The organism is Streptomyces sp. CBMA152 (genome assembly GCF_014596475.1).
In the GTDB taxonomy this organism is placed as follows: Bacteria; Actinomycetota; Actinomycetes; order Streptomycetales; family Streptomycetaceae; genus Streptomyces.
On sequence record NZ_MECJ01000001.1, the window covers coordinates 142,378 to 165,575 of the forward strand.

The window sequence follows — 23,198 nt, forward strand, 5'->3', positions numbered from 1 at the left end:
TGAGCGAGGTGCTAACTTAGGTAAACCTAAGAAGATATGAACAGCAGAGCTGAAACAGGGGAGAGCACTGTGGCAGAACGAGCGGCCCGCAAGGCACCGGGAACGCACGAGGCGCGCGTGGTGCGCACGGAGTGGATCAGCGAGCACATGATCCGCATCGTTCTCGGGGGCGCGGGCAGCGGTGGTTTCACTCTGGGCGACCACACCGACCACTACGTCAAGCTGCTCTTCCCGGCCGAGGGTGTGGCCTACCCCGAGCCGTTCGACATGGAGCGGATCCGCGCCGAGTTCCCGCGCGAGCAGTGGCCCAGCCAGCGCACGTACACGGTACGGAAGTGGGACGCCGAGCGCGACGAGCTGACCGTCGACTTCGTGGTCCACGGCGACGAGGGCCTGGCCGGTCCGTGGGCCGCCCGCGCGCAGGTCGGCGATGTGATCCGGTTCGTCGGCCCGGGCGGCGGCTACGCCCCGGACCCGGCGGCCGACTGGCATCTCCTGGTGGGCGACGAGAGCGCGCTCCCGGCGATCGCGACCGCCCTTGAGCGGATTCCGGCCGGCGCCCTGGTCCACGCCTTCGTGGAGGTCGCGGGCCCGCAGGAGGAGCAGGAGCTGCGGACCCCGGACGGGGTGACGGTGACCTGGCTGCACCGGGGCGAGACCGCGGTGGGCAACCAACTGATAGCAGCGGTGCGGGAGTTGGAGTTCCCCGCGGGCGACGTCCACGCCTTCGTCCACGGCGAGGCGGGCTTCGTCAAGGACCTCCGCCGCCACCTCCGCCTCGACCGCCAGATCCCCCGCGACCGCCTCTCCATCTCGGGCTACTGGCGCCTGGGCCAGGACGACGACGCGTGGCGCGCGGTGAAGCGCGAGTGGAACGAGCAGGTGGAACGAGAGCAGGAGCAGGAAGCGGCCTGACGCGACCGGGGTGCGGGGCCAAGGGCCCCGCACCCTACGAAGGGCGCCCCGCAGGGGCGTTAAGGGGCGCGGGGAACTGCGCGACCAGCCCCCACCGGCCCGCAGACGAATACCGCACCCGGCAGGCCACGCTCAGACGGACTTCTGATACGACCGAAACGTCCGGGTGGACAGCCACACAGCCACCACCGCGAGCGCGAGCAACGCCCCACCCCGCCCGAGGACGAGCCCCCAGTCCGGGTCGGCGGACGAGGCCGAACGCCCCACCGCGATACCCCAGTTGAGCGGATTGAAGTCGGCCACGTGCCGCATCCACGAAGGCATCTGCCCCGGCGCCATGAACGCCGAGGACAAGAACGTCAGCGGCAGCAGCAGAAACGTGTTGATCCCGATGATCGACTCCCGCTCCCGCACCAGCATCCCCAACGCGTTGGAGAACGCGCCGAACACCGTACCGACGAGGATCGCCCCGACGGTCAGGATGAACATCCCGAGGAACCCACCGGGATAGTGCGCGCCACCGATCCGCCCGAGCAGCAGGATGATGACCGACTGCACGGCGATGCTGATGCCGTTCTGCGCGACGTTCGCGTTCATCAGCGCACTGCGGCTGACCGGCGTCGTCAGGAACCGGTTGAGCGTGCCGCGCTCGATCTCCTCCAGCGTGCCCATCCCGGCCCACATACTGGACCCGAGCGCGCTCATCACCACGATGCCGGGCACGAGGTAGTCCAGATACGACGTCGTACCGAACCCGCCGAGCTCGACGATCTTCTTGAACAGGTTCCCGAACAGGAACAGCCAGATCACCGGCTGGATCAGCGTGATGAGCAGATACGCGGGCTGCCGCACGATCGCCATCAGCTGACGCTGCGTCATGAACCAGGTCTGGGCGAGGGTCTGCGCGAGGCTTCCCGAGGAGGCCCGCGAGGCGGTGGCCAGAGGAACGGTCTGGGTGCTCATCGGGCATCTCCGGCGGTGACGAGGGCGGCAGCGGAGGCGGACGCGTCAGCGGACGCCGCTGCCTCGGCTTCGGAGAAACGGCGTCCGGCGTAGCGCAGATAGACGTCGTCGAGGGAGGGCCGGGCGACGGTGGCGGACGCGACGGCCGCCCCGGCCCGTTCCAGCGCGCCGAGCAGCGCGGGCACGGCGGCGGCGCCGTCGTCGGCGCGGGCGCTGACCCGGCGTCCGTCGATCAGGATCTCGTGCACACCCGGCAGCCCGCCGAGCGCGTCGCGCAGCAGCCGACCGGAACCGCCGCCCACCGCTTCACGCAGCTCCAAGTGCACGGCGTCCCCGCGCAGTTCGCCCTTCAGCTCGTCGGGGGTGCCCTCCACGACGACCCTGCCCCGGTCGACGATGGCGATGCGCTCGGCGAGCCGGTCGGCCTCTTCGAGGTAGTGGGTGGTGAGCAGGATCGTCAGCCCCTCGTCCCCGGCGAGCCGGGAGATCTCCTCCCACATGGCGGTGCGGGCCTCGGGGTCGAGCCCGGTGGTCGGCTCATCCAGGAACAGCACCTCGGGCCGGTGGACGAGCCCGAGCGCCACGTCCAGGCGGCGCTGCATCCCGCCCGAGTAGCCCTTCACGACGCGCTGGGCGGCGTCGGCGAGGTCGAACCGCTCAAGGAGTTCGTCCACACGCCGGGTCAGGGCCGCGCCCCTCAGCCCGTACAACCGGCCCTGGAGCCGCAGGTTCTCGCGTCCGGTGGCGACCGGGTCGGCCCCGGACCGCTGGGCGACGACCCCGATCGCGCGCCGCACCCGGTCGGGGTGGCGCAGCACATCGTGTCCGGCGACGGTCGCGGTGCCGCTGTCGGGGCGGGCGAGGGTGGTGAGGATCTTGACGGTGGTGGACTTGCCGGCGCCGTTCGGCCCGAGCAGCCCGAAGACCGTGCCTGCCTCGACGGTGATCTCCATCCCGCTGAGCGCGGTGACGTCACCGGGATACGTCTTGACGAGGTTGCGCGCCTCGACAGCGGGCGCGTGCGTGGTGTTGCGCGCCTGGACCGCCGGCGCAGTTGCGTTCATGACGGGGGCTCTCCTGTGGTGAGCGTGGGGTCGGGTACGACGGACCGATCCACGTGAGAGCGCCGGGCTATCCTTGGTGTGCCGCACCTCGATCGCCTGGCCTGCCACGTTGTGGGCCCGGTCCGGGGTTCGAACCCCGGTGAGTGCTGCTGCAACAGCGTTCGCCGGGGTTTTTCTTTTCTGTTCTCCTCCCGCGCCGACTACTCGCGGGAGTGGTCCTCGTTCTCCAGTTCCCGCCATTCGGCGGGGACTTCGCCGGTCTCGTGCCACTGGCGCCAGCCCGCGACGCCGCTGAGCGTGCCGTCCGCGATCTCCTTGCGGAACCCGCGGACCCACTCGGTCTCGGCCTCGACCATATGGAGCTGGTACTCGGTCTCCACCAGGAAGATCCGGGGCAGCGTCTCGCTCAGCTTGCCCAGGACCGCCCGGGTCGCGGCGGCCTGTACCTCCAGTGTGCTCAGACGCTGATCGAGCAGCTCCATGACCTCGTCGGGCGGCAGCACCCCCAGGAGGGAGAGCGCCGTCTCGAAGATCGGGAACTCGTGCACCGGCACGGAGATGATGTCGGCCATCCAGTCGGCCATCTCCTCGCGCCCGGCCGCGGTGAGCGCGTACAGCGTCCGCTCGGGGCGGTTGCCGTGCCGCTGCACCTCGGCGAACTCGACGAAGCCGTGCTTTTCGAGGTTCTGGACGACGGTGTACAGCGATCCGTAATTGATCTTGATGCTGTACTCCTTGCCGCGTCGGCGCAGAGTCTGGGCGATCTCGTACGGATGCATGGCCGCGCGCTCCGAGAGCAGCACCATCACGGCCAGCGCCAGCGGATTGCGGAGCTTGCGCCGTCCCGTCGCCACAGCCATCACCTCGTCTCCGAATACTCGCCACCGAACATATCGCGAGTTGAGCGGGCCGTCAACCACGACATATCGCGTCTATGGCCAGGCGTGGACGCACACAGACGGGTGGCCCCCGCCGGACGTATCCGACGGGGGCCACCCGTTGCGTACACCTGCCTGCGTCAGCCCACCGAGCTGTACGCCACCACTCCCCTGAGCAGCCCGTCGACCGCCTTGCGGGCGTTCTTGGCGACCGTGCTGCCCGCCGAGGTGCCCGGGGCCGCCGCCGCGATCTGGCCCAGTACGTCGATGACCTGCTTGCACCAGCGCACGAAGTCGCCCGCGGGCATCTCCGCCTCGCGCAGCACCTCGTCCAGCCCATGGCCCGAGGCCCACTGGAAGGCCGCCCAGGCGAAGCCGAGGTCGGGCTCGCGCTGACCGACGCCCTCCGCCTGGTTGATCTTGTGGTCCTCCTCCAGCGCGTCGAGGCGGCCCCAGATGCGGACCATCTCGCCCAGCGCCGCCTTGGCCGCGCCCGAGGGCAGCTTGGGCGCCACCGCGTCGTCGGCCTGGCGGGCCTCGAACACCAACGCCGAGACGCACGCGGCCAGTTCGGCCGGGCTCAGGCCCTCCCAGACGCCCGCGCGCAGGCATTCGCTGGCCAGCAGGTCCAGTTCGCCGTACAGCCGGGCGAGGCGGCGGCCGTGCTCGGTGACCTCGTCGTCGCGCAGATAGTCCAGCTCGGTCAAGAGCGCCACGATCCGGTCGAAGGTGCGGGCGATGGTGTTCGTCCGCCCCTCGATACGGTGCTCCAGCTGCTGGGTGTCCCGCTTGAGCCGGTAGTAGCGCTCGGCCCAGCGCGCGTGGTCCTCGCGCTCGTCGCAGCCGTGGCACGGGTGCGCGCGCAACTCGGCGCGCAGCCGCGCGATCTCGCGGTCGTCGGCGGCCTCGGCGCGGCCCCTGCGGTGCCGCTCGGGCACGATGTGGCCCGCCTTGGTGCGCAGCGCGGAGGCGAGGTCGCGACGCGACTGCGGGGAGCGCGCGTTGAACGACTTCGGGATGCGCATCCGCTCGACCGCCTCCACCGGCACCGGGAAGTCGATCGAGGCGAGCCGCTTGACCTGCCGCTCCGAGGTCAGCACCAGCGGGCGCGGCCCGTCGTGCTGGTCGAAGCCGCGGTGGCCGTTGGAGCGCCCGGCCGGGATGCCCGGGTCGAGCACCAGGGCCAGCCCGGCGAACTTGCCGGTCGGCACATGGATCACGTCGCCCGGCTTCAGCTTCTCCAACGAGGCGGCCGCGGCCGCCCGCCGCTGGTGGGCGCCCTGCTTGGCGAGCTCCGACTCGCGGTCCTTGAGGTCGCGGCGCAGGCGCGCGTACTCCTCGAAGTTCCCCAAGTGGCAGCTCATGCCCTCCTGGTAGCCCTCCAGGCCCTCCTCGTTGCGCTGCACCTGACGGGAGATGCCGACGACGGACTTGTCCGCCTGGAACTGCGCGAAGGAGGTCTCAAGGAGCTCGCGCGAGCGGTGCCGCCCGAACTGCTCGACCAGGTTCACCGCCATGTTGTACGACGGCTTGAAGCTGGAGCGCAGCGGATACGTGCGCGTGCCGGCCAGGCCCGCGAGCGCGCCCGGGTCCATGCCGCGCTGCCACAGCACCACGGCGTGGCCCTCGATGTCGATGCCACGGCGCCCGGCGCGACCGGTGAGCTGCGTGTACTCGCCGGGGGTGATGTCGGCGTGCTGTTCGCCGTTCCACTTGACGAGCTTCTCCAGGATCACGGTCCTGGCGGGCATGTTGATGCCGAGCGCCAGCGTCTCGGTGGCGAACACGGCCTTCACCAGACCCCGTACGAACAGCTCCTCCACGACCTCCTTGAAGGTCGGCAGCATGCCCGCGTGGTGGGCCGCGATACCGCGCTCCAGGCCCTCCAGCCACTCGTAGTACCCGAGGACGTGCAGGTCCTCGCCGGGGATGGACGCGGTGCGCTCCTCGACGATCTCGCGCACCTTCTGGCGCGCCTCCTCGTCGTTGAGCCGCAGCCCCGCGAACATGCACTGCTGGACGGCGGCCTCGCAGCCCGCCCGGCTGAAGATGAAGGTGATCGCGGGCAACAGGCCCTCGGCGTCCAGCCGTTCGATGACCTCGGGGCGGCTCGGCGTCCAGATCCGGGAGCGCTGGCGCCGCTCACGCTCGCGGTCGGCCTCGCGGACCATCTTGCCGCGTCTGCGGTCGCGCGGGTTGTACGTCTTCTGGTTCTCCATCCGGGCCATGCGCAGCAGGTCCGGGTTGACCTCGCGGCGGGCACCGCCGCGGCCGCCGTGGTCGGTGGACTCCTCGAAGAGGTCGTACATCCGGCGCCCGGCCAGCACGTGCTGCCACAGCGGAACGGGGCGCTCCTCGGCGACGATCACGTCGGTGTCGCCCCGGACGGTGTCCAGCCAGTCGCCGAACTCCTCGGCGTTGGAGACGGTCGCCGAGAGCGAGACCAGCGTCACCGACTCGGGCAGGTGGATGATCACCTCTTCCCAGACGGCGCCCCGGAAGCGGTCGGAGAGGTAGTGCACCTCGTCCATGACCACGTAGCCCAGGCCGAGCAGCGACTGGGAGCCCGCGTAGAGCATGTTGCGGAGGACCTCGGTGGTCATCACGACCACCGGCGCCTCCGAGTTGACGCTGTTGTCGCCGGTGAGCAGGCCGACCTTGTCCGCGCCGTACCGCTTGACCAGGTCCGCGTACTTCTGGTTGGAGAGCGCCTTGATGGGCGTGGTGTAGAAGCACTTGCGGCCCTGGCGCAGGGCCAGGTGCACGGCGAACTCGCCGACGATGGTCTTGCCGGAGCCGGTCGGGGCGGCGACGAGCACACCCTTTCCGGCTTCGAGTGCCTTGCAGGCCTCGATCTGGAAGGGGTCCAGATCGAAGTCGTACAGGTCGCGGAAGGGTGCGAGCGCGGTGGCCTGCTCGGCGGCGCGGAGCCGGGCAGCTGCGTACGCTTCGGCTGGTGAGAGGTCCTCTGTCATCTTGCCTTCGAGCCTACCCGCCCCCTCTGACAGAGGTCTCGATCTTTATCCGGGACCGGTCCCGGCCTGCGGTGGTGCTACGGGGGCCAGTACCCGCACCGCACCGCGCACACACTCGGCGGTCAACGGCAGGGGCCCGAGGGGCTCCCCGTCCGCGTATCCGGTGACCTGCGGGGCGTCGAGCGTGATCGAGGCCGCCCGGTAGGTGGTGACCTTCGGGTGGCTCAGGTGCGTGCCCTTGTAGACCTTCGGGAAGACCTTGACCAGGGTGGCGCGCGAGCAGTCGCCGACGACGGTGACGTCGAAGAGCCCGTCGTCCATGACGGCCTCCGCGCAGATGCGCATACCGCCGCCGTACGACGACCCGTTGCCGACCGCGACGAGCGTCGCCTCGATCTCGCGGACCTCGCCGCCGTCGAGCGTGATCCGGTACGGGATGGGGCGGAAGGCGGCGAGTTCGGCGACCATCGCCAGGTCGTACTTGAAGCGGCCGGTGGGCCAGCGCATCCGGTTGCCCCGGTCGTTGACCCGGGAGTCGAAGCCGGAGGCGAGGACGGTCGCGAACCAGGAGTCCCCGGCCCGTCCCAGGTCGATGTCGCGGATCTCGGCGCCCTTGAGGGCGTCGGCGGCGAGCCGGCCGGCCGCCGCCGGTTCCCGGACGGGCAGCCCGAGCGCGCGGGCGAAGTCGTTGCCGGTGCCCACCGCGATGACGCCGAGCGGGGTGCGGGTGCCCGCGACGGCCTGCAGGGCGAGGTTGACCATGCCGTCGCCGCCGACGGCTATCAGGGCCCCGGTGCCGCCCGCGACGGCCTCGCGGGCCCGGCCCAGCGCGTCGCGCGCGTCCTCGCCGAGCACCGTGCGCACGGAGAATCCCGCGGCCCGCAACGCGGAAGCGGCCGGTTGCGCGGCGTGCGCGCCCCGGCCGCGTCCCGCGGTGGGATTGACGAACAGAGTGATCTCGCTGGTCACTGAGGGTCCCCCCGGACAGAGTCGGACGGAAGGACCCTACAAGACGCCGTCCTGGGCAAGATCAGGTGATGTCGTCGTACCCGTTGACCCTGCTGTTGGAGCGGCCGCCGTCGGCCTGCTCGGGCAGCGCCGGTGTGGTCACCGGCTCGATCTCGCCGACGCCCTCGGGCGTGAGGTCGAGCTCGGAGGCCTCGTCGTCGGCGGGACCCGAGTCCCGGCGCTCCTGGCGTCGCTTGTCGTTGAGGATCGCGATGCCGACGGCGACGAAGTAGAGCAGGATGATCGGGGCGGCGAGCGACAGCATCGACACCGGGTCGACGGTCGGGGTCGCGAACGCCGCGAAGATCGTGACGCCCATGATCATGCCGCGCCACCAGCCCAGCATGCGACGGCCGGTGAGGATTCCGCCGAAGTTGAGCATGATCAGGAAGAGCGGCAGCTCGAAGGAGAGGCCGAAGACGACGATCATGCGCAGCACGAGGTCGATGAGCTCGTTCAGCGGGAGCAGGTTCAGCGCCTGGCCGGGGGTGAACTCAAGGAGGACCTTCGCCGCGGCGGGCAGTACGTGGTACGAGAAGTAGCCACCGGCGACGAAGAGCGGGAAGCCCGCCGCGACGAAGCCGAGGGAGTACTTCTTCTCGTTCTTGTGCAGACCCGGGGCGACGAACGCCCAGAGCTGGTAGAGCCAGATCGGGCTGGCCGCGACGACGCCCGCCACCAGCGACGTCTTGATCATCAAGGTGAACGGCGACATCAGGCCGGACATCGTGATGTTGCCGCAGGGCTCCCCGTCCGGCTTCTTGGCCAGTTCGCCGAAGTTCTGCTTGCAGCCGACCGAATGGTTGATCGGCTTGATGATCAGGTCGACGATGTCCTTGTAGTAGAACGCCGCCACCACGGCGCAGACAAGGATCGCGAGGACCGATTTGGCGAGCCGGTTGCGCAGCTCACGGAGGTGATCCGAGAGGGGCATCCGCCCCTCCGGGTCCCTCTGCTGTTTGCGGGCGGACTTCAGCAACCCACGTCCTCATCTCGTGCGGCAGGCCGTCCCTTGGTGAAGAGCGCCTGCTGGGGCCCAGGTGTCAGCGGGTGGAGTCGGTCGGCTCGGTGACGGGACGCGAGCTGCTGACGTCGCCGGGGGCCGACTGGATGGTGCGCTGGACCGGCGGCTGCTCGCCCGGGTGCGGCGGGTCGGCGGGGGCGGTCTGCTGGCCGTCCGCCTTCATCGCCTTGGCCTCGCTCTTGAGGATGCGGGCCGACTTGCCGAGCGACCGAGCCATGTCCGGAAGCTTCTTCGCGCCGAACAGCAGGACGACGACCACGAGGATGAGAATGATCTCGGGGGCTCCGAGCCTTCCGAACATAACCTTTTACCTTCTCACCGAGGCGACATGGGGTGGGGCTGCGTGTGACGGCCGGACTGGTGTCCGACCGGTTGCGTGCAGCGATCGTAACGCGCAGGGGTTAACGCTGGGCAATCCCCGTGCGTACTCCCGTACACGGCCCACTGCCTCGCTCCGTGGCCCGCGCATTGAAGCGTACCCAACCGCACGGACAGACAGGAGTACGCGCCGTCAGCGCAAGGTCTCCGAGGTGGCCGAGAGTTCAACTGCGGCGCGCTCCAGGTCCTCGGCGGCGCTGTTGATCTTCCGTGTGGTGTCGGCCACTTGACGGCCGAGCCGCTGCGCCTCGACGAAGACCTTGATCGCGAGGACGCCGAGGACGGCGATGGTGAGGAACCCGAGGGCGATGGCGGTCATCGGCCAGAACATGAACACAGACCCTAGACGGTGGAGTGGAGGCGGAGGGTGCGGACCCCGCCGCCGGTGAGGAGTTCGACGATGCGCTCACCGGCCGGTTTGCGCACGGCCGAGCCGCACTCGGGGCAGGTGAAGGAGTAGAAGGTGGTGCGGCGGCTGGCGCCGATCGCCAGGCGCAGGGCGCCGGCGGCCAGCTCGAAGCGGGCGCGGCAGTCGGGGCAGGCGGCCTTGAAGAGCACCGACTGGACCGCCGACATCTGACGGGAAATACCGGGCATCACCGACATGTTCCGCTCCTCTCCTCAGCTCTGTCCGTCGTGCGCGCTCGGGCCTTCGTACGCCGCGAGCGCCGCCCGGGCCGCGCTGCGCGCACTGTGCGCCAGCTCGTCCGGCGCCACGATCCGGCCGTCCGGGCCGAGCCGCAGCGCGAGCCGGCGCAGCGACGCCGGGTCCGGGGTGCGCAGGGTGATCCGCAGGCCCCCGTCCCCCAGCTCCTCGGCGCTGTCGTGCGGGTAGTACTCGGCGACCCAGCGCCCGCCCGGACCCACCTCGACGATCACCTCGGGGTCCTCGGCGGACGGCTGCACCAACCCCTCCGACAGATCGCGCAGCTCCAGCTCCGGCGGCGCGGCCGGCTCGTCGAGCAGTCGGATTTCGGCCACCCGGTCCAGACGGAAGGTACGCCGGGCCTCCGAGGTCCGGCACCACGCCTCCATATAGGTGTGGCCGACGGCGAAGAGCCGGATCGGGTCGACCTCGCGCTCGGTGAGCTCGTCGCGCGCGGGCGAGTAGTAGCGCAGCCACAGCCGGCGCCGCTCCGAGATCGCCCGGTCGACGTCCGCGAAGACCCCGCCCTCCGACTCGAAAGTCACAGAGAGCCGCGAGCTCGCGCCCGCCGCCTCCCCGGCCGCCGCCTCCAGCTTGGCGGTGGCGCGCAGCAGCGCCTGCCGGTCGCCCTCGCGCAGCCCCGGCAGCGTCGCCACCGCCCGGGCGGCGACCAGGAGCGCGGTCGCCTCGTCGGCGGCGATCCGCAGCGGCTCGGCCGCCTCGGCGCCCAGGGCGCCCGGATTGCGCCACCAGATGCGGTCGCCGTCGGTGTCGATGTCGAGCAGGTCACCGCCCCGGAAGCTGGTGCCGCACATGGGCAGCACGTCGAGGTCCGAGATCAGCTCGTCCTCGGTGATCCCGAAGGCACGGGCGACATCGGCGACGTGCGCCCCGGGCCGCTCGCGCAGATAGGTGACGAGCGACAGCATGCGGCGCGTCTGGTCGATGGCGTTGGCAGCCATGTTCTCCGGTCCCCCTCAGCCCTTGGCCACGGCGCGCAGCCGCTCCACCACGTCGGCCCGCAGATCGGCGGGCTCCAGGACGACCACATCGGGGCCGAACTCCACGAGCCAGGCGTCCAGCCCGTGCCCGTACGGAATCTCCAACTCGTCCCACCCGTCGCCGAGTTCCCGCGTCGCGGTGGCCCGTGAACGCAGCGGGTAGCCGGCTCCGGCACGCAGCCTGATCCGCGCGGAGCGGGTCGCGGTCTCCCCCGCCCAGCTCTCCACGGTCTCGCGCACGGTAACCACGTCCGGCACCGGAGCGGTGAAGGCGCCGACGCGCGAGCGCACCTTGCCGGTGATCCGGGAGAGCCGGAAGACCCGCTCGGCGCCCCGGTCGCGGTCCCAGCCCGCCAGATACCAGTGGCCCCGCCAGCACTCAAGCGTCCACGGCTCGACATGGCGCGCCTCGGGTCGTACGGCGGTGGCCTTGCGGTACTCGAAGACGACCGGGCGGCGGTCGCGGCAGGCCAGCATCAATGGCTCGAAAGCGGCCTCATGGACCGGGATGCGTGGCTCGATCGCGCTGTGCTCATACGGATTGTCGGCTTCCGGCATCCCGGCGGCGCGCAGCTTCTGCAGTGCGCCGCTGGCCGCGCCCGCGAGCCGGGCCTGCTGCCAGACCCGGGCGGCCAGGCCCAGGGCGGCGGCCTCCTCGGCGTCGAGCTGCACGGGCGGCAGCCGGTTGGAGTCGCGGCGGGCCAGATAGCCGGTCTCGCCGTCCAGGTTCTCCACGGTCTCGATGACCAGGCCGAGTTCGCGCAGATCGTCCTTGTCGCGCTCGAACATCCGGTTGAAGGAGTCGTCGTTCCCGGCTTCCAGATAGGCCTCGATGGAACCGCGCAGCTCGCGCTTGCTGAGCGGACGGCGCGTCCCCAGCAGACACAGCGCCAGGTTCATCAGCCGCTCGGCCTTGGCAATCGCCATCGACGCCCTTCGCCTCTTCTCGTATCCCCGGAGCGGCACCGCTGCTCCCGACCGTTGACCGTACCGCCCCCGGGTGTCGTGGCAAAAGCCGAGGGCCCATGCCAGGCGGCATGGGCCCTCGGTGTGATCGGGTGTGATCAGACAGCGATCAGGTCGCAGACGAAGATAAGCGTCTCGCCCGGCGCGATCGCGTTACCGGCGCCGCGCTCCCCATAGGCCAGGTGCGCGGGAATCGTGAGGCGGCGGCGACCGCCGACCTTCATGCCCTGGATGCCCTGGTCCCAGCCCTTGATGACCTGGCCGGCACCGAGCTGGAACTGCAGCGGGTTGCCGCGGTTCCAGGAGGCGTCGAACTCCTCGCCGGTGGAGAAGGCCACACCGACGTAGTGGACCTTCACATAGTCGCCGGCCTTGGCCTCGGCGCCGTCACCCTCCCAGATCTCCTTGATCTCAAGGTCCGCCGGCGGCTCGCCCTCAGGGAAGTCGATCTCGGGCTTGTCGATGCTCACTGAACTGCTCCTCTTGACTACGTACAGGGCAACCCGGACAGTCTGACATCTTCACCGTCAGGTCTTGGCCAGGGCCTCGATCAGGTCTTGGCGAGGATGTCGATCGAGAAGACCATGGTCGAGTTGGCCGGGATGCCCGACTGCTCCTTGTCGCCCAGGCCCTGGTCCGGCGGGATCACCAGCATGATCCGGCTGCCGACCTTCTTGCCGATCAGACCGGCCTTGAGGCCCTTGAGGGTGAGGTTCGGCAGCGCGAACGTCTGGGTCTTGCCCTGGTCGTAGGTGCTGTCGAACTTCTTGCTGTCCTTCCACAGGAAGCCCTCGTACGCGAGCACCAGGCTGTCCGTGTCCTTCACCACGTCCCCGTCGCCCTCCAGGACGTAGTTGGAGACGAGCTTCTTGGGCGCGTCGCCCTTGGGGATGGTCAGCGAGGGCGCCTTGCCGTCGGTGTTGGTGCCGACCTTCGGCAGGCTCGTGTCGTCCTGCGCGACCTCCTTGCCCTTGGCGGCGGTCGGGATCGTGGCCGACTTCACGATGTCGACGACGAAGACCAGCGTCGCGTTGGGCTTGATGTCGCCCTGGCCCTGCGCGCCGTAGCCGAGCTCCGGCGGAATGCCGATCTCCACACGGCTGCCGACCTTCTGGCCCTCCAGACCCTGGTCCCAGCCCTTGATGACCTGGCCGGCGCCGAGCGTGAGCGTGAACGGCTCCTTCCGGTCGAAGCTGTTGTCGAACGGCTTGTCCGAATCCCAGGCCTGGCCCAGGTAATTCACGGAGACGGCGTCGTTCTTCTTGAGCGGCGCGCCCTTGCCCTCGCTGATGACATTCACCTTGAGGGACTTGGTCGGGGTGCCGTCGCCCTTGGAGAGGGTCGGCTTCTCCCCGAACTTGGCGCCCGCGGTGATGGCGGGCAGTCCGTTCTTCATCGAAGCGGAGTCGGAGGTGGAGTCGGAGCCCTTGTTGTCGCTTCCACACGCGGCTGTCGCAAGCAACAGCAGGGGGACGGCGAGCAGGCCGGCAAGTCGGCGCACGTGTTCCTCAGATCTCAGACGGCACAGTAGTTTGCCCGCCACTCTAAAGCGTGCGACGGGCCCCGTACGAGGAACGTACGGGGCCCGTGTTCGCGTTGCTCAGTCACATCCGGTCACATACCGGCGATGAGCTTCTCCACCCGGTCGTCGACGGAACGGAAGGGGTCCTTGCACAGAACAGTGCGCTGCGCCTGGTCGTTGAGCTTCAGATGCACCCAGTCGACCGTGAAGTCCCGGCGCTGCTCCTGCGCCCGGCGGATGAAGTCGCCGCGCAGCCGGGCCCGAGTGGTCTGCGGGGGCACGGACTTGCCCTCGAAGATCTTCAGGTCGTTGCAGATCCGGGCGGCCTGTCCCTTCCTCTCCAGGAGGTAGTACAGCCCGCGCCGACGGTGGATGTCGTGGTACGCGAGGTCTATCTGGGCGACCCGCGGATGCGACATGGTCATGTTGTTCTTCGCCCGGTACCGCTCGATGAGCTGGTACTTCATCACCCAGTCGATCTCGGTGCCGATCCGGTCGAGGTCCTCGGCCTCGATCGCGTCGAGCGTGCGGCCCCACAGCTCCAGGACCTGGTCGACGGTGCCGGTGCGGATGCCGCGGCGCTCCACGAAGTCCACGGCCTTCTCGTAGTACTCGCGCTGCACCTCAAGGGCGGAGGCCTCGCGTCCGCTGGCCAGGCGCACCTTGCGCTGGCCGGTGATGTCGTGCGAGACCTCGCGGATGGCCCGGATCGGGTTCTCCAGGGTGAGGTCGCGCATCACCGTGCCCGCCTCGATCATGCGCAGCACCAGGTCGGTGGCGCCGACCTTGAGCAGCATGGTCGTCTCGGACATGTTGGAGTCGCCGACGATCACATGCAGGCGCCGGTAGCGCTCGGCGTCCGCGTGCGGCTCGTCCCGGGTGTTGATGATCGGACGGGAGCGGGTCGTCGCGGAGCTGACGCCCTCCCAGATGTGCTCGGCGCGCTGACTGACGCAGTAGACCGCGCCACGCGGGGTCTGCAGGACTTTGCCCGCGCCGCAGATCAGCTGACGGGTGACCAGGAACGGGATGAGAATGTCCGCGAGCCGGGAGAACTCACCGTGCCGGGCCACGAGATAGTTCTCATGGCAACCGTAGGAGTTTCCCGCCGAATCGGTGTTGTTCTTGAAGAGATAGACGTCGCCCGCGATTCCCTCCTCGTGCAGGCGGCGCTCGGCGTCGACGAGCAGGCCTTCGAGAATGCGCTCGCCCGCCTTGTCGTGGGTGACCAGCTCGGTCACGTTGTCGCACTCGGGTGTTGCGTATTCCGGATGCGAACCCACGTCGAGGTAGAGGCGGGCGCCGTTCCGCAGGAACACGTTGCTGCTGCGGCCCCATGACACAACACGGCGGAAGAGGTAGCGCGCCACTTCGTCAGGAGACAGTCGGCGCTGTCCCCTGAACGTGCACGTGACGCCGTACTCGTTCTCCAGCCCGAAAATGCGGCGGTCCATGACTGAACATTACGCCCGATGCCCTCAGCTGAAACCGGGTTCGACAGCACGGGTTGGATCATTTTCGGCAACGCCCACGACGCTTTGTGTACGCCCGTCAGCTGCGAGGACCCGCTGGGTCGCGAGCAGTACGAGCAGGGCGGCCGCCCCGCCCGCTCCCGCGACGGCGAAGCTCGCGGCGCTGCCGCCGAGTTCGACGGCGGGCCCGGCCACCGCCGTACCGAGCGCGGTGCCGACCCCGAACGCGGTCACCAGCCAGGAGAACGCCTCGGTCACGGTGCCGCGCGGGGCGTGCCGGTCCACCACGATGAACGCGCAGGCGATGCACGGCGCGAGGAAGACGCCGGAGAGCATCGTCAGCGCCGCCATCGCCGGAACTCCCGGCACCAGCATCAGCGGCAGATAGCCGACAGCGAGCAGCGCGACGAGCGATTTCAGCCGTTTTTCGGGAGTTCCGGACCACTGGCGTGCCCCGTACACCAGACCGCCGAGCAGCGCACCCAGACCGTTGGCCGCCATCAGCCAGCCGTAGATCGACTCCCGGCCGTGGTCGTCGGCGTAGGCGGACGCGGCCACGATGATCGCGCCGAGCGCGAGCCCGACGAAGAAGAACGACCCGAGGAGCGCGAGCAGCCCCTTCGAGCGCAGCGCGCCCAGCCAGTGCGCCTCGCGCGGCGCCGAGCGCCAGGCGCGGGACGGCTGCGACAGGACCACCGAGAGCGCGCCGAGCACGCCCAGCGCGTTGATCGCCAGCAGGGCGGTCGCGGGCGACCACAGGGCGATGCCGAGGGTGACGAGCAGCGGGCCGACCGTGAACATGACCTCCTGGGCTATCGCGTCCATCGCGTACGCGGTGTGGACCTGCTCCTCACGGGTCAGGACGCTGGGCCACAGCGCCCGCAGGCCGCCTTCCAGGGGCGGGGTGCAGAAACCGGCGACGAGCATCGCGGCATACGCCACCGCCACCGGCTCGATGCCGACGAACGCGAGGACTGCCATGCCGAGCGCGCTGGCCAGCGACGCCGGAAGCATCACCCTGGGCTGCCCGTACAGGTCGACGGCCCGCCCGAGCAGCGGCTGCCCGGCCGCCGTCGCGAGCCCGTACACCGCCGTCAGGGCGCCCGCGAGCGAGTAGCTGCCGCCCTCGGCGCGCACGAACAGGACCACCGCGATGGCGGCGGTGGCGTTGGGCAGCCGCCCCGTCAGTGTCCCGACGAGCAGCCGGGCGGCGTGCCGCGTCCGGAGGATCTCCAGATATCCCGCCGCCATGATCGCCCTTCGGTTGGATTAGTTGTACGTATAACGTCCGAGGTCATACGTACCATGTCGACATCCCCGGGGTCCACCCCGGAACGTTGGAGGATCGGGTTCGGCCCGGCACGGCCAGCCCGCCACGACAGCCCCGGAGGCACCCGTGAGAACCCAGCCGACCAGCCGGGACGTCGCCCGCGCGGCAGGGGTCTCGCAGGCCACCGTCTCCCTCGTCCTCGGCGACAAATGGCGCGGCCGCGTCTCCGAACGCACCGCCGGGCTGGTCCGCGAGGCCGCCCGCGAACTCGGCTACCGGCCCAACCTCGCCGCCCGCAGCCTGCGCCTGGGCCGCACCAGGACCGCACTGCTGGTGGTCCCGGCGCTCACCAACGAGTTCTTCGCCCGCGTCTACTCCGGCGCCGCCCGCGTCGCCGCCGAACACGACTTCGGCGTCGTGCTCTACCCCTCGCCCGACGGCATCGGCCGCGCCCGCGACCCCTTCGACTCCGCCCGGGCCGCACTCGACGGCGTCATCGCCTCCTCCATGGCCGCCGACGCGCTCGCCGCCCTCCAGGGCACCGGCCTGCCCCTGGTCATGCTGGACAGCGACCCCGCCGAACCCGGCCCCGCCGCCCGCGTCAACCTCGACATCGCCGACGGCATACGGCAGGTGACGGACCATCTGCTGGGCCTGGGCCACCGCCGCTTCGTCCACCTCGCCTCGGTGGTCGACTCCTGGACCTTCGCCGTACGCGCCCGGGCTCTGACCGACGCCCTGCGCCACTCCCCCGACGCCGAGGTCCGCACCGTCCCCTCCGCGCTCACCGTCGACGCCGCCCGCCGGGCCACCGAACAGGCCCTCACCGCACCCGGCCCCCGCCCCACCGCGCTCATCTGCGACGACGACATCCTCGCCGCCGGAGCCTGCAAGGCCGCCCGCCGGCTGGGACTGCGCATCCCCGACGACATCTCGGTGGCCGGATTCGACGACCTCGCCCTCGCCACCGCCCTCGAACCCGAACTCACCACCGTCCAACTCCCCGCCGAACAGGTCGGAGAGCGGGGTATGGCCGCGCTCCTGGCCGTCCTCGAAGGCCGCGAGCCGGAGACGGGCGACCTGCCCGTCAGCCTCGTCGTACGCGGCTCCACGGCCCCGCCCGCGCTCTGAACACGAAGGGCCCGCGCCCGCCGTACGAAACGGCGGGGCGCGGGCCCCTACGTCAACAGCGCGCCGGAGAGCGCCTGTTCAACGCATCACTACTCGTCGTTCTCCTCGTTGTCCGACGGCACCTCGGTCGGCTCGGCGCTCGCTTCCTCGGTCTGCAGCAGCCGGGTCAGCTGACGGCCCACGATGCGCTTGAACTTCCGCTGCTGCGGCCGCGTACGGTCGAGGACCGCGACCTCAAGACGCTCCGCGGGGATCTCCCGCTCGGCACCGTTGGTCTGGTTCGACAGCGCCTGCACGGCCAGCTTCAACGCCTCCGCCAACGACATGCCGTCGCGGTGACGCTGATCCAGGAACGTGCCGATCTGCTCCGCGTTGCCGCCGACCGCGACCGAGCCGTGCTCGTCCACGATCGAACCGTCGTGGGGCAGCCGGTAGATCTGGTCCTCCTCCGGCGTGCTCCCGACCTCGGCGACGACCAGCTCCACCTCGTACGGCTTCTCGCCGACGCTGGAGAAGATGGTGCCCAGCGTCTGCGCGTACACGTTCGCCAGACCACGGGCCGTCACATCGTCACGGTCGTAGGTGTATCCACGCAGGTCCGCGTAGCGCACACCGCCGATCCGCAGGTTCTCGTACTCGTTGTACTTGCCGGCGGCCGCGAAGCCGATCCGGTCGTAGATCTCGCTGAACTTGTGCAGCGCGCGGGACGGGTTCTCACCGACGAAGACAATGCCGTCGGCGTACTGCAGCACGACCAGGCTGCGGCCGCGCGCGATGCCCTTGCGGGCGTACTCGGCACGGTCGGCCATGGCCTGCTGGGGTGAGACATAGAACGGCGTCGACACCGGCTATCCGTACCTTTCTGTCAGTGGCGGGGTCGTCATCATCGGGCCTCGGTCTCCGGGGCCTCAGAGCAGCGCGGCACGCGGGCCGTCGGGCTGCTCCAGACGACGCTCCAGGATCGAGCGGGCGATCTCGGAGGACTCCGCATCGGTCAGCCGTCGGAAGCCCTCGTCGCTGATGACGGTGACGATCGGATAGATCCGGCGGGCCACATCGGGACCACCGGTCGCCGAGTCGTCGTCCGCCGCGTCGTAGAGCGCCTGGACCACCAGGGTGGTGGTCTGCTGCTCGGTCAGATCGTCGCGGTAGAGCTTCTTCATCGAGCCCCGGGCGAAGATCGACCCGGAGCCGGTGGCGGCGAAGCCGTGCTCCTCGGAGCGGCCGCCGGTGACGTCGTACGAGAAGATCCGGCCCCGCTCGCGGTCCACGTCGTACCCCGCGAAGAGCGGGACCACGGCCAGGCCCTGCATGGCCATGCCGAGGTTGCCGCGGATCATGGTGGAGAGCCGGTTGGCCTTGCCCTCCAGGGAGAGGGTGGCGCCCTCGACCTTCTCGAAGTGCTCCAGCTCCAGCTGGAAGAGCTTGACCATCTCCACGGCGAGACCGGCGGTGCCGGCGATGCCGACCGCCGAGTACTCGTCGGCCGGGAAGACCTTCTCGATGTCGCGCTGGGCGATCATGTTGCCCATCGTCGCCCGGCGGTCACCGGCGAGCACGACGCCGCCGGGGAACGTGGCGGCGACGATGGTGGTGCCGTGCGGCGCCTCCACATGCCCCTGCACCGGCGGCAGGATCCGCTTGCCGGGCAGCATCTCCGGCGAGTGCTCGGACAGGAAGTCCATGAACGAGGACGAGCCCGGCGTCAGGAAGGCAGCTGGTAGACGCCCTGTGCCACGAGTGTTGGCTTCCACGAGTTTCCCTCCAGGTAGGCGGCAGCCCGACGAACTGTGTCGGGATCGTCTCCCAACTTGCCGATGGCCGAATTGCAGTTGAAGCACCGTACGCCAGGACCTTACCCGTCCCGTGGCGGTGATCCACATGAACGGCGAGGGCAGAAAGGCGGGTTGGGCACACCGGGTGCCGCCCCGCGGAAGGGAACCGTCGTTCCCTCACACACACCCCCCGCCGTTCACATCCGTGGACTACTGTCCACCCTTCTGAACGAAGGAGCGCACGAAGTCCTCCGCGTTCTCCTCCAGGACGTCGTCGATCTCGTCCAGCACCGAGTCGACATCGTCGGACAGCTTCTCGTGCCGTTCCTTCAGGTCGTCCGAAGCCTGTGCGTCCTGGGCCTGCTCCTCGACCTCCTCGGTCGAGCGCGTGGCCTTCTGCTGTCCGCCGCCGGTGTCCTTGGTCGCCATCTACCTCACCCCGCTCGGTTCGATGTCCTTGATCAGACCCTACAAGCAGGGTCTGACATCGGCCCCGCACTTGGTGGAACGTGCGGGGCCTACCTCTGTGTTTCCCACGCCGCCGAGTTTTCAGCCGCAGCTCAGCCGCCCGACAGCACCCGGACCAGATCCTCGGCCGTCCGGCACCGGTCAAGGAGCTCCTTGACGTGATTACGCGTTCCGCGAAGCGGTTCCAGGGTTGGGACGCGCTGGAGCGAGTCGCGGCCCGGCAGGTCGAAGATCACCGAGTCCCAGGAGGCCGCGGCCACGTCGTCCGCGTACTGCTCCAGGCAGCGGCCGCGGAAGTACGCCCTGGTGTCCTCCGGGGGCTTCGTACCGGCCTCCAGGACCGCCGGCTCGTCGAGCAGGCGCTTCATCCTGCCGCGGGCCGCCAGGCGGTTGTAGAGGCCCTTCTCGGCCCGTACGTCGGCGTACTGGAGGTCGACGAGGTGCAGGCGCGCCGCGTCCCAGTCGAGGCCGTCGCGGCGGCGGTAGCCCTCCATCAGCTCCCGCTTGGCGATCCAGTCGAGCTCCCCGGCCAGGCTCATCGGGTCGGTCTCCAGCCGGCCGAGGACGTCCTCCCAGCGGGCGAGGACGTCCTTGGTCTGGTCGTCCGCGTCGGCCCCGAACCGCTCCTCCACGTACTTGCGCGCGAGCTCGAAGTACTCCATCTGGAGTTGTACGGCGGTCAGTGTGCGGCCGCTGCGCAGCGTGACGAGATGGCGCAGGTCGGGGTCGTGCGAGACCTGGTGGAGCGTGCGTACGGGCTGGTCGACGGCGAGGTCGACGTTGATGAAGCCGTCCTCGATCATGGAGAGGACGAGCGCCGTCGTGCCCAGTTTCAGGTACGTGGAGATCTCCGAGAGGTTCGCGTCGCCGATGATCACGTGCAGGCGGCGGTACTTCTCGGCGTCGGCGTGCGGCTCGTCGCGGGTGTTGATGATGGGCCGCTTCAGGGTGGTCTCCAGGCCCACCTCGACCTCGAAGTAGTCGGCGCGCTGGCTGATCTGGAAGCCGTGTTCGTGCCCGTCCTGGCCGATGCCGACGCGTCCGGCTCCGGTGATGACCTGGCGGGAGACGAAGAACGGGGTGAGGTGGCGCACGATGTCGGAGAACGGGGTCTCCCGCTTCATCAGGTAGTTCTCGTGCGTGCCGTAGGAGGCGCCCTTGTTGTCGGTGTTGTTCTTGTAGAGGTGGATCGGCTGGGCGCCGGGCAGTTGGGCGGCGCGTTCGGCCGCCTCGGCCATGATGCGCTCGCCCGCCTTGTCCCAGAGCACCGCGTCACGCGGGTTGGTGACTTCCGGTGAGCTGTACTCGGGGTGTGCGTGGTCGACGTAGAGCCGTGCCCCGTTGGTGAGGATGACGTTGGCGAGGCCGATGTCCTCGTCGGTGAGCTGGCTGGAGTCGGCGGCCTCGCGGGCGAGGTCGAAGCCGCGGGCGTCCCGCAGCGGGTTCTCCTCTTCGAAGTCCCAGCGGGCGCGGCGCGCCCGGTGCATCGCCGCCGCGTAGGCGTTGACGATCTGGGACGAGGTGAGCATGGCATTGGCATTGGGGTGGCCGGGGACGGAGATGCCGTACTCCGTCTCGATGCCCATTACTCGCCGTACGGTCATGCGGCCCTCCTTGCCCGGCGGCGCTCCCCTCCGGGAGCGGCGCTCAAGTACCGCTGTTTCTCCGGTGCGTGTGCGGTGCCCGTCCCCGCACTGCGCGACTCGGCGGTACGGAAGAGCCTAGAACGCCTTTGCGCTGGTGGGGAGATCAATTCCGTCATTGCTCTTGGTCTGTCTGTGGCCTGTTTTCGGCCGGAAAAGCAGTCGGCTGCGGATGCCCGGTCGGGCACCCGCAGCCGCCCTGTGTTCTACAGGTACTGACCGGTGTTGGCCACCGTGTCGATGGAGCGTCCGGTGTCCGCGCCCTGCTTTCCGGTGACAAGGGTGCGGATGAACACGATCCGTTCGCCCTTCTTTCCGGAGATACGGGCCCAGTCGTCGGGGTTGGTGGTGTTGGGCAGGTCCTCGTTCTCCTTGAACTCGTCCACGCAGGCCTGGAGGAGGTGGGAGACGCGGATGCCCTTCTGGTTCTGGTCGAGGAAGGCCTTGATGGCCATCTTCTTGGCCCGGTCCACGATGTTCTGGATCATGGCTCCGGAGTTGAAGTCCTTGAAGTACAGGACTTCCTTGTCGCCGTTGGCGTAGGTGACTTCGAGGAAGCGGTTTTCTTCCGTTTCCGCGTACATCTGCTCGACGACGGACTGGATCATCGCGTGTGCCGCGGCGTCCTTGGAGCCGCTGTGCTCGGACAGGTCGTCCGCGTGCAGCGGCAGCGAGGCGGTGAGGTACTTGGCGAAGATGTCCCTCGCGGCCTCCGCGTCCGGACGCTCGATCTTGATCTTCACATCGAGCCGGCCGGGGCGCAGGATGGCCGGGTCGATCATGTCCTCGCGGTTGGAGGCGCCGATGACGATGACGTTCTCCAGGCCTTCCACACCGTCGATCTCGGCGAGCAGCTGGGGGACGATGGTGTTCTCCACGTCCGAGCTGACGCCGGATCCGCGGGTGCGGAAGAGCGATTCCATCTCGTCGAAGAAGACGATGACGGGGGTGCCCTCGCTCGCCTTCTCCCGGGCACGCTGGAAGACCAGGCGGATGTGCCGCTCGGTCTCGCCGACGTACTTGTTGAGGAGCTCGGGGCCCTTGATGTTGAGGAAGTAGCTCTTCCCCGCGGGCTGGCCGGTCACCTCGGCGACCTTCTTGGCGAGCGAGTTGGCGACGGCCTTCGCGATCAGCGTCTTGCCGCAGCCGGGCGGGCCGTAGAGCAGGATGCCCTTGGGCGGCCGCAGTTCGTGTTCCTTGAAGAGGTCGGGGTAGAGGTACGGGAGCTCGACCGCGTCGCGGATCATCTCGATCTGGCCGCCGAGGCCGCCGATCTTGTCGTAGTCGACGTCGGGGACCTCTTCGAGGACCAGTTCCTCGACCTCGCTCTTGGGGACCACTTCGTAGACGTAGCCGGAGCGCGGTTCGAGCAGGAGGGCGTCGCCGGGGCGGATGGTGATGTCCAGGAGCGGCTCGGCGAGCCTCACCACCCTTTCCTCGTCGGTGTGCCCGACCACCAGGGCGCGCTCGCCGTCCTCAAGGATCTCCTTGAGGGTGACGATGTCCCCGGCGCGCTCGAACTCCATGGCCTCGACCACGTTGAGCGCTTCGTTGAGCATGACTTCCTGGCCGCGCCGGAGCTCGTCGAGCTCGACGCTGGGGCTGACGTTCACCCGGAGCTTGCGGCCCCCGGTGAAGATGTCGGCGGTGCCGTCCTCGTTGGACTGCAGGAAGACACCGAAGCCGGCCGGCGGCTGTGCGAGCCGGTCGACCTCCTCCTTGAGGGCCACGATCTGGTCCCGGGCCTCACGGAGGGTGTTGGCGAGCCGCTCGTTCTGCGCGGACACGCCCGCCAGGTTGGTCTGCAGCTCGACGATCCGCTCTTCGAGAATCCTCGTATGACGCGGAGAGTCGGCGAGCTTGCGTCGCAGGACGGCGATTTCCTGCTCTAGATAGGCAACCTGGCCGGCTGGGTCCTCAGACCCCCGCCCGGGCCGGATGCCGCGGTTGATGTCGTCGTCGTGGGCTGCCACGGTCCTCACCTCCTCCAAGGGGAGCTGGACGCTTCCTGACCCTACCTGGGCGGGTGGTGATTGAAACCCCTAGATCACAAAGACTGCGGGGTGTGTCCGATCTTCACCCTTGCGCTCTCCCTCACG

General features: G+C 69.4%; 23 protein-coding genes. 2 read left to right on the plus strand and 21 right to left on the minus strand.

Annotated features, from left to right (window positions below; translation table 11 throughout):
- Positions 1-69 precede the first annotated feature (69 nt).
- Complete coding sequence (locus tag BG418_RS00725; RefSeq protein ID WP_188271631.1) at positions 70-915, plus strand: siderophore-interacting protein; 846 nt, start codon at positions 70-72, stop codon at positions 913-915.
- A gap of 132 nt (positions 916-1,047) precedes the next feature.
- Here BG418_RS00725 and BG418_RS00730 read toward each other — a convergent pair whose 3' ends face one another.
- From BG418_RS00730 to BG418_RS00800, 15 genes are all read right to left on the minus strand, one after another.
- Entirely contained in the window at positions 1,048-1,794 is a 747-nt protein-coding gene (locus tag BG418_RS00730; protein ID WP_223184186.1) for an ABC transporter permease, read from the minus strand.
- Between the two features lie 80 nt (positions 1,795-1,874).
- A complete protein-coding gene (locus BG418_RS00735) occupies positions 1,875-2,942 on the minus strand; it encodes an ATP-binding cassette domain-containing protein (RefSeq protein ID WP_188271633.1) in 1,068 nt (355 codons plus the stop codon).
- A gap of 200 nt (positions 2,943-3,142) precedes the next feature.
- Positions 3,143-3,802 carry a PadR family transcriptional regulator gene (locus BG418_RS00740; RefSeq protein ID WP_188271634.1) on the minus strand — a complete coding sequence of 220 codons (660 nt, stop codon included), beginning with the start codon at positions 3,800-3,802 and terminating at the stop codon, positions 3,143-3,145.
- 158 nt (positions 3,803-3,960) lie between these two features.
- Positions 3,961-6,795, minus strand: coding sequence for an RNA helicase (locus BG418_RS00745; protein ID WP_188271635.1), 2,835 nt, complete (start codon positions 6,793-6,795; stop codon positions 3,961-3,963).
- Between the two features lie 45 nt (positions 6,796-6,840).
- Complete coding sequence (locus tag BG418_RS00750) at positions 6,841-7,764, minus strand: diacylglycerol kinase (protein WP_188271636.1); 924 nt, start codon at positions 7,762-7,764, stop codon at positions 6,841-6,843.
- 61 nt (positions 7,765-7,825) lie between these two features.
- Positions 7,826-8,782 carry a twin-arginine translocase subunit TatC gene (gene tatC / locus BG418_RS00755; protein ID WP_188271637.1) on the minus strand — a complete coding sequence of 319 codons (957 nt, stop codon included), beginning with the start codon at positions 8,780-8,782 and terminating at the stop codon, positions 7,826-7,828.
- 64 nt (positions 8,783-8,846) lie between these two features.
- Positions 8,847-9,128: a Sec-independent protein translocase subunit TatA gene (gene tatA, locus BG418_RS00760; RefSeq protein WP_188271638.1), complete on the minus strand. Its 282-nt coding sequence runs from the start codon at positions 9,126-9,128 to the stop codon at positions 8,847-8,849.
- Positions 9,129-9,338: 210 nt separating this feature from the next.
- Positions 9,339-9,536: a hypothetical protein gene (locus BG418_RS00765; protein WP_188271639.1), complete on the minus strand. Its 198-nt coding sequence runs from the start codon at positions 9,534-9,536 to the stop codon at positions 9,339-9,341.
- An 11-nt stretch (positions 9,537-9,547) separates the two neighbouring features.
- A complete protein-coding gene (locus BG418_RS00770; RefSeq protein WP_223184158.1) occupies positions 9,548-9,811 on the minus strand; it encodes a phage terminase large subunit family protein in 264 nt (87 codons plus the stop codon).
- A 15-nt stretch (positions 9,812-9,826) separates the two neighbouring features.
- Positions 9,827-10,813 (minus strand): YafY family protein, encoded by a 987-nt coding sequence (locus BG418_RS00775; RefSeq protein WP_188271640.1) that lies wholly within the window; start codon positions 10,811-10,813, stop codon positions 9,827-9,829.
- Between the two features lie 15 nt (positions 10,814-10,828).
- Positions 10,829-11,779 carry a YafY family protein gene (locus BG418_RS00780; protein ID WP_188271641.1) on the minus strand — a complete coding sequence of 317 codons (951 nt, stop codon included), beginning with the start codon at positions 11,777-11,779 and terminating at the stop codon, positions 10,829-10,831.
- 137 nt (positions 11,780-11,916) lie between these two features.
- Positions 11,917-12,288 carry an FKBP-type peptidyl-prolyl cis-trans isomerase gene (locus BG418_RS00785; RefSeq protein ID WP_188271642.1) on the minus strand — a complete coding sequence of 124 codons (372 nt, stop codon included), beginning with the start codon at positions 12,286-12,288 and terminating at the stop codon, positions 11,917-11,919.
- 80 nt (positions 12,289-12,368) lie between these two features.
- Complete coding sequence (locus BG418_RS00790) at positions 12,369-13,319, minus strand: FKBP-type peptidyl-prolyl cis-trans isomerase (RefSeq protein WP_188271643.1); 951 nt, start codon at positions 13,317-13,319, stop codon at positions 12,369-12,371.
- 113 nt (positions 13,320-13,432) lie between these two features.
- Complete coding sequence (pafA, locus tag BG418_RS00795; RefSeq protein WP_188271644.1) at positions 13,433-14,794, minus strand: Pup--protein ligase; 1,362 nt, start codon at positions 14,792-14,794, stop codon at positions 13,433-13,435.
- Between the two features lie 24 nt (positions 14,795-14,818).
- A complete protein-coding gene (locus tag BG418_RS00800; protein ID WP_188271645.1) occupies positions 14,819-16,063 on the minus strand; it encodes an MFS transporter in 1,245 nt (414 codons plus the stop codon).
- Positions 16,064-16,208: 145 nt separating this feature from the next.
- Between BG418_RS00800 and BG418_RS00805 the strand changes: the two genes are divergently transcribed.
- Positions 16,209-17,213: a LacI family DNA-binding transcriptional regulator gene (locus BG418_RS00805; protein WP_188271646.1), complete on the plus strand. Its 1,005-nt coding sequence runs from the start codon at positions 16,209-16,211 to the stop codon at positions 17,211-17,213.
- An 89-nt stretch (positions 17,214-17,302) separates the two neighbouring features.
- On the opposite strand, the gene prcA is transcribed toward BG418_RS00805, so the two are convergent.
- The 6 genes from prcA to arc form a co-directional block, all read right to left on the minus strand.
- Entirely contained in the window at positions 17,303-18,058 is a 756-nt protein-coding gene (gene prcA, locus BG418_RS00810; RefSeq protein ID WP_188271647.1) for a proteasome subunit alpha, read from the minus strand.
- A gap of 63 nt (positions 18,059-18,121) precedes the next feature.
- A complete protein-coding gene (gene prcB / locus BG418_RS00815; RefSeq protein WP_188271648.1) occupies positions 18,122-18,967 on the minus strand; it encodes a proteasome subunit beta in 846 nt (281 codons plus the stop codon).
- The gene (locus BG418_RS41060; RefSeq protein WP_398997113.1) at positions 18,919-19,023 is read right to left on the minus strand and encodes a hypothetical protein; all 105 of its coding nucleotides are present in this window, start codon (positions 19,021-19,023) and stop codon (positions 18,919-18,921) included. Before BG418_RS41060 ends, prcB begins: the two co-directional genes overlap by 49 nt.
- 175 nt (positions 19,024-19,198) lie before the next feature.
- A complete protein-coding gene (locus tag BG418_RS00825) occupies positions 19,199-19,417 on the minus strand; it encodes a ubiquitin-like protein Pup (protein WP_181794039.1) in 219 nt (72 codons plus the stop codon).
- A gap of 131 nt (positions 19,418-19,548) precedes the next feature.
- Positions 19,549-21,060, minus strand: a complete 1,512-nt coding sequence (gene dop / locus BG418_RS00830) for a depupylase/deamidase Dop (protein ID WP_398997117.1) — start codon at positions 21,058-21,060, stop codon at positions 19,549-19,551.
- A gap of 245 nt (positions 21,061-21,305) precedes the next feature.
- Positions 21,306-23,072 carry a proteasome ATPase gene (arc, locus tag BG418_RS00835; RefSeq protein WP_188271649.1) on the minus strand — a complete coding sequence of 589 codons (1,767 nt, stop codon included), beginning with the start codon at positions 23,070-23,072 and terminating at the stop codon, positions 21,306-21,308.
- Between the last annotated feature and the right edge of the window lie 126 nt (positions 23,073-23,198).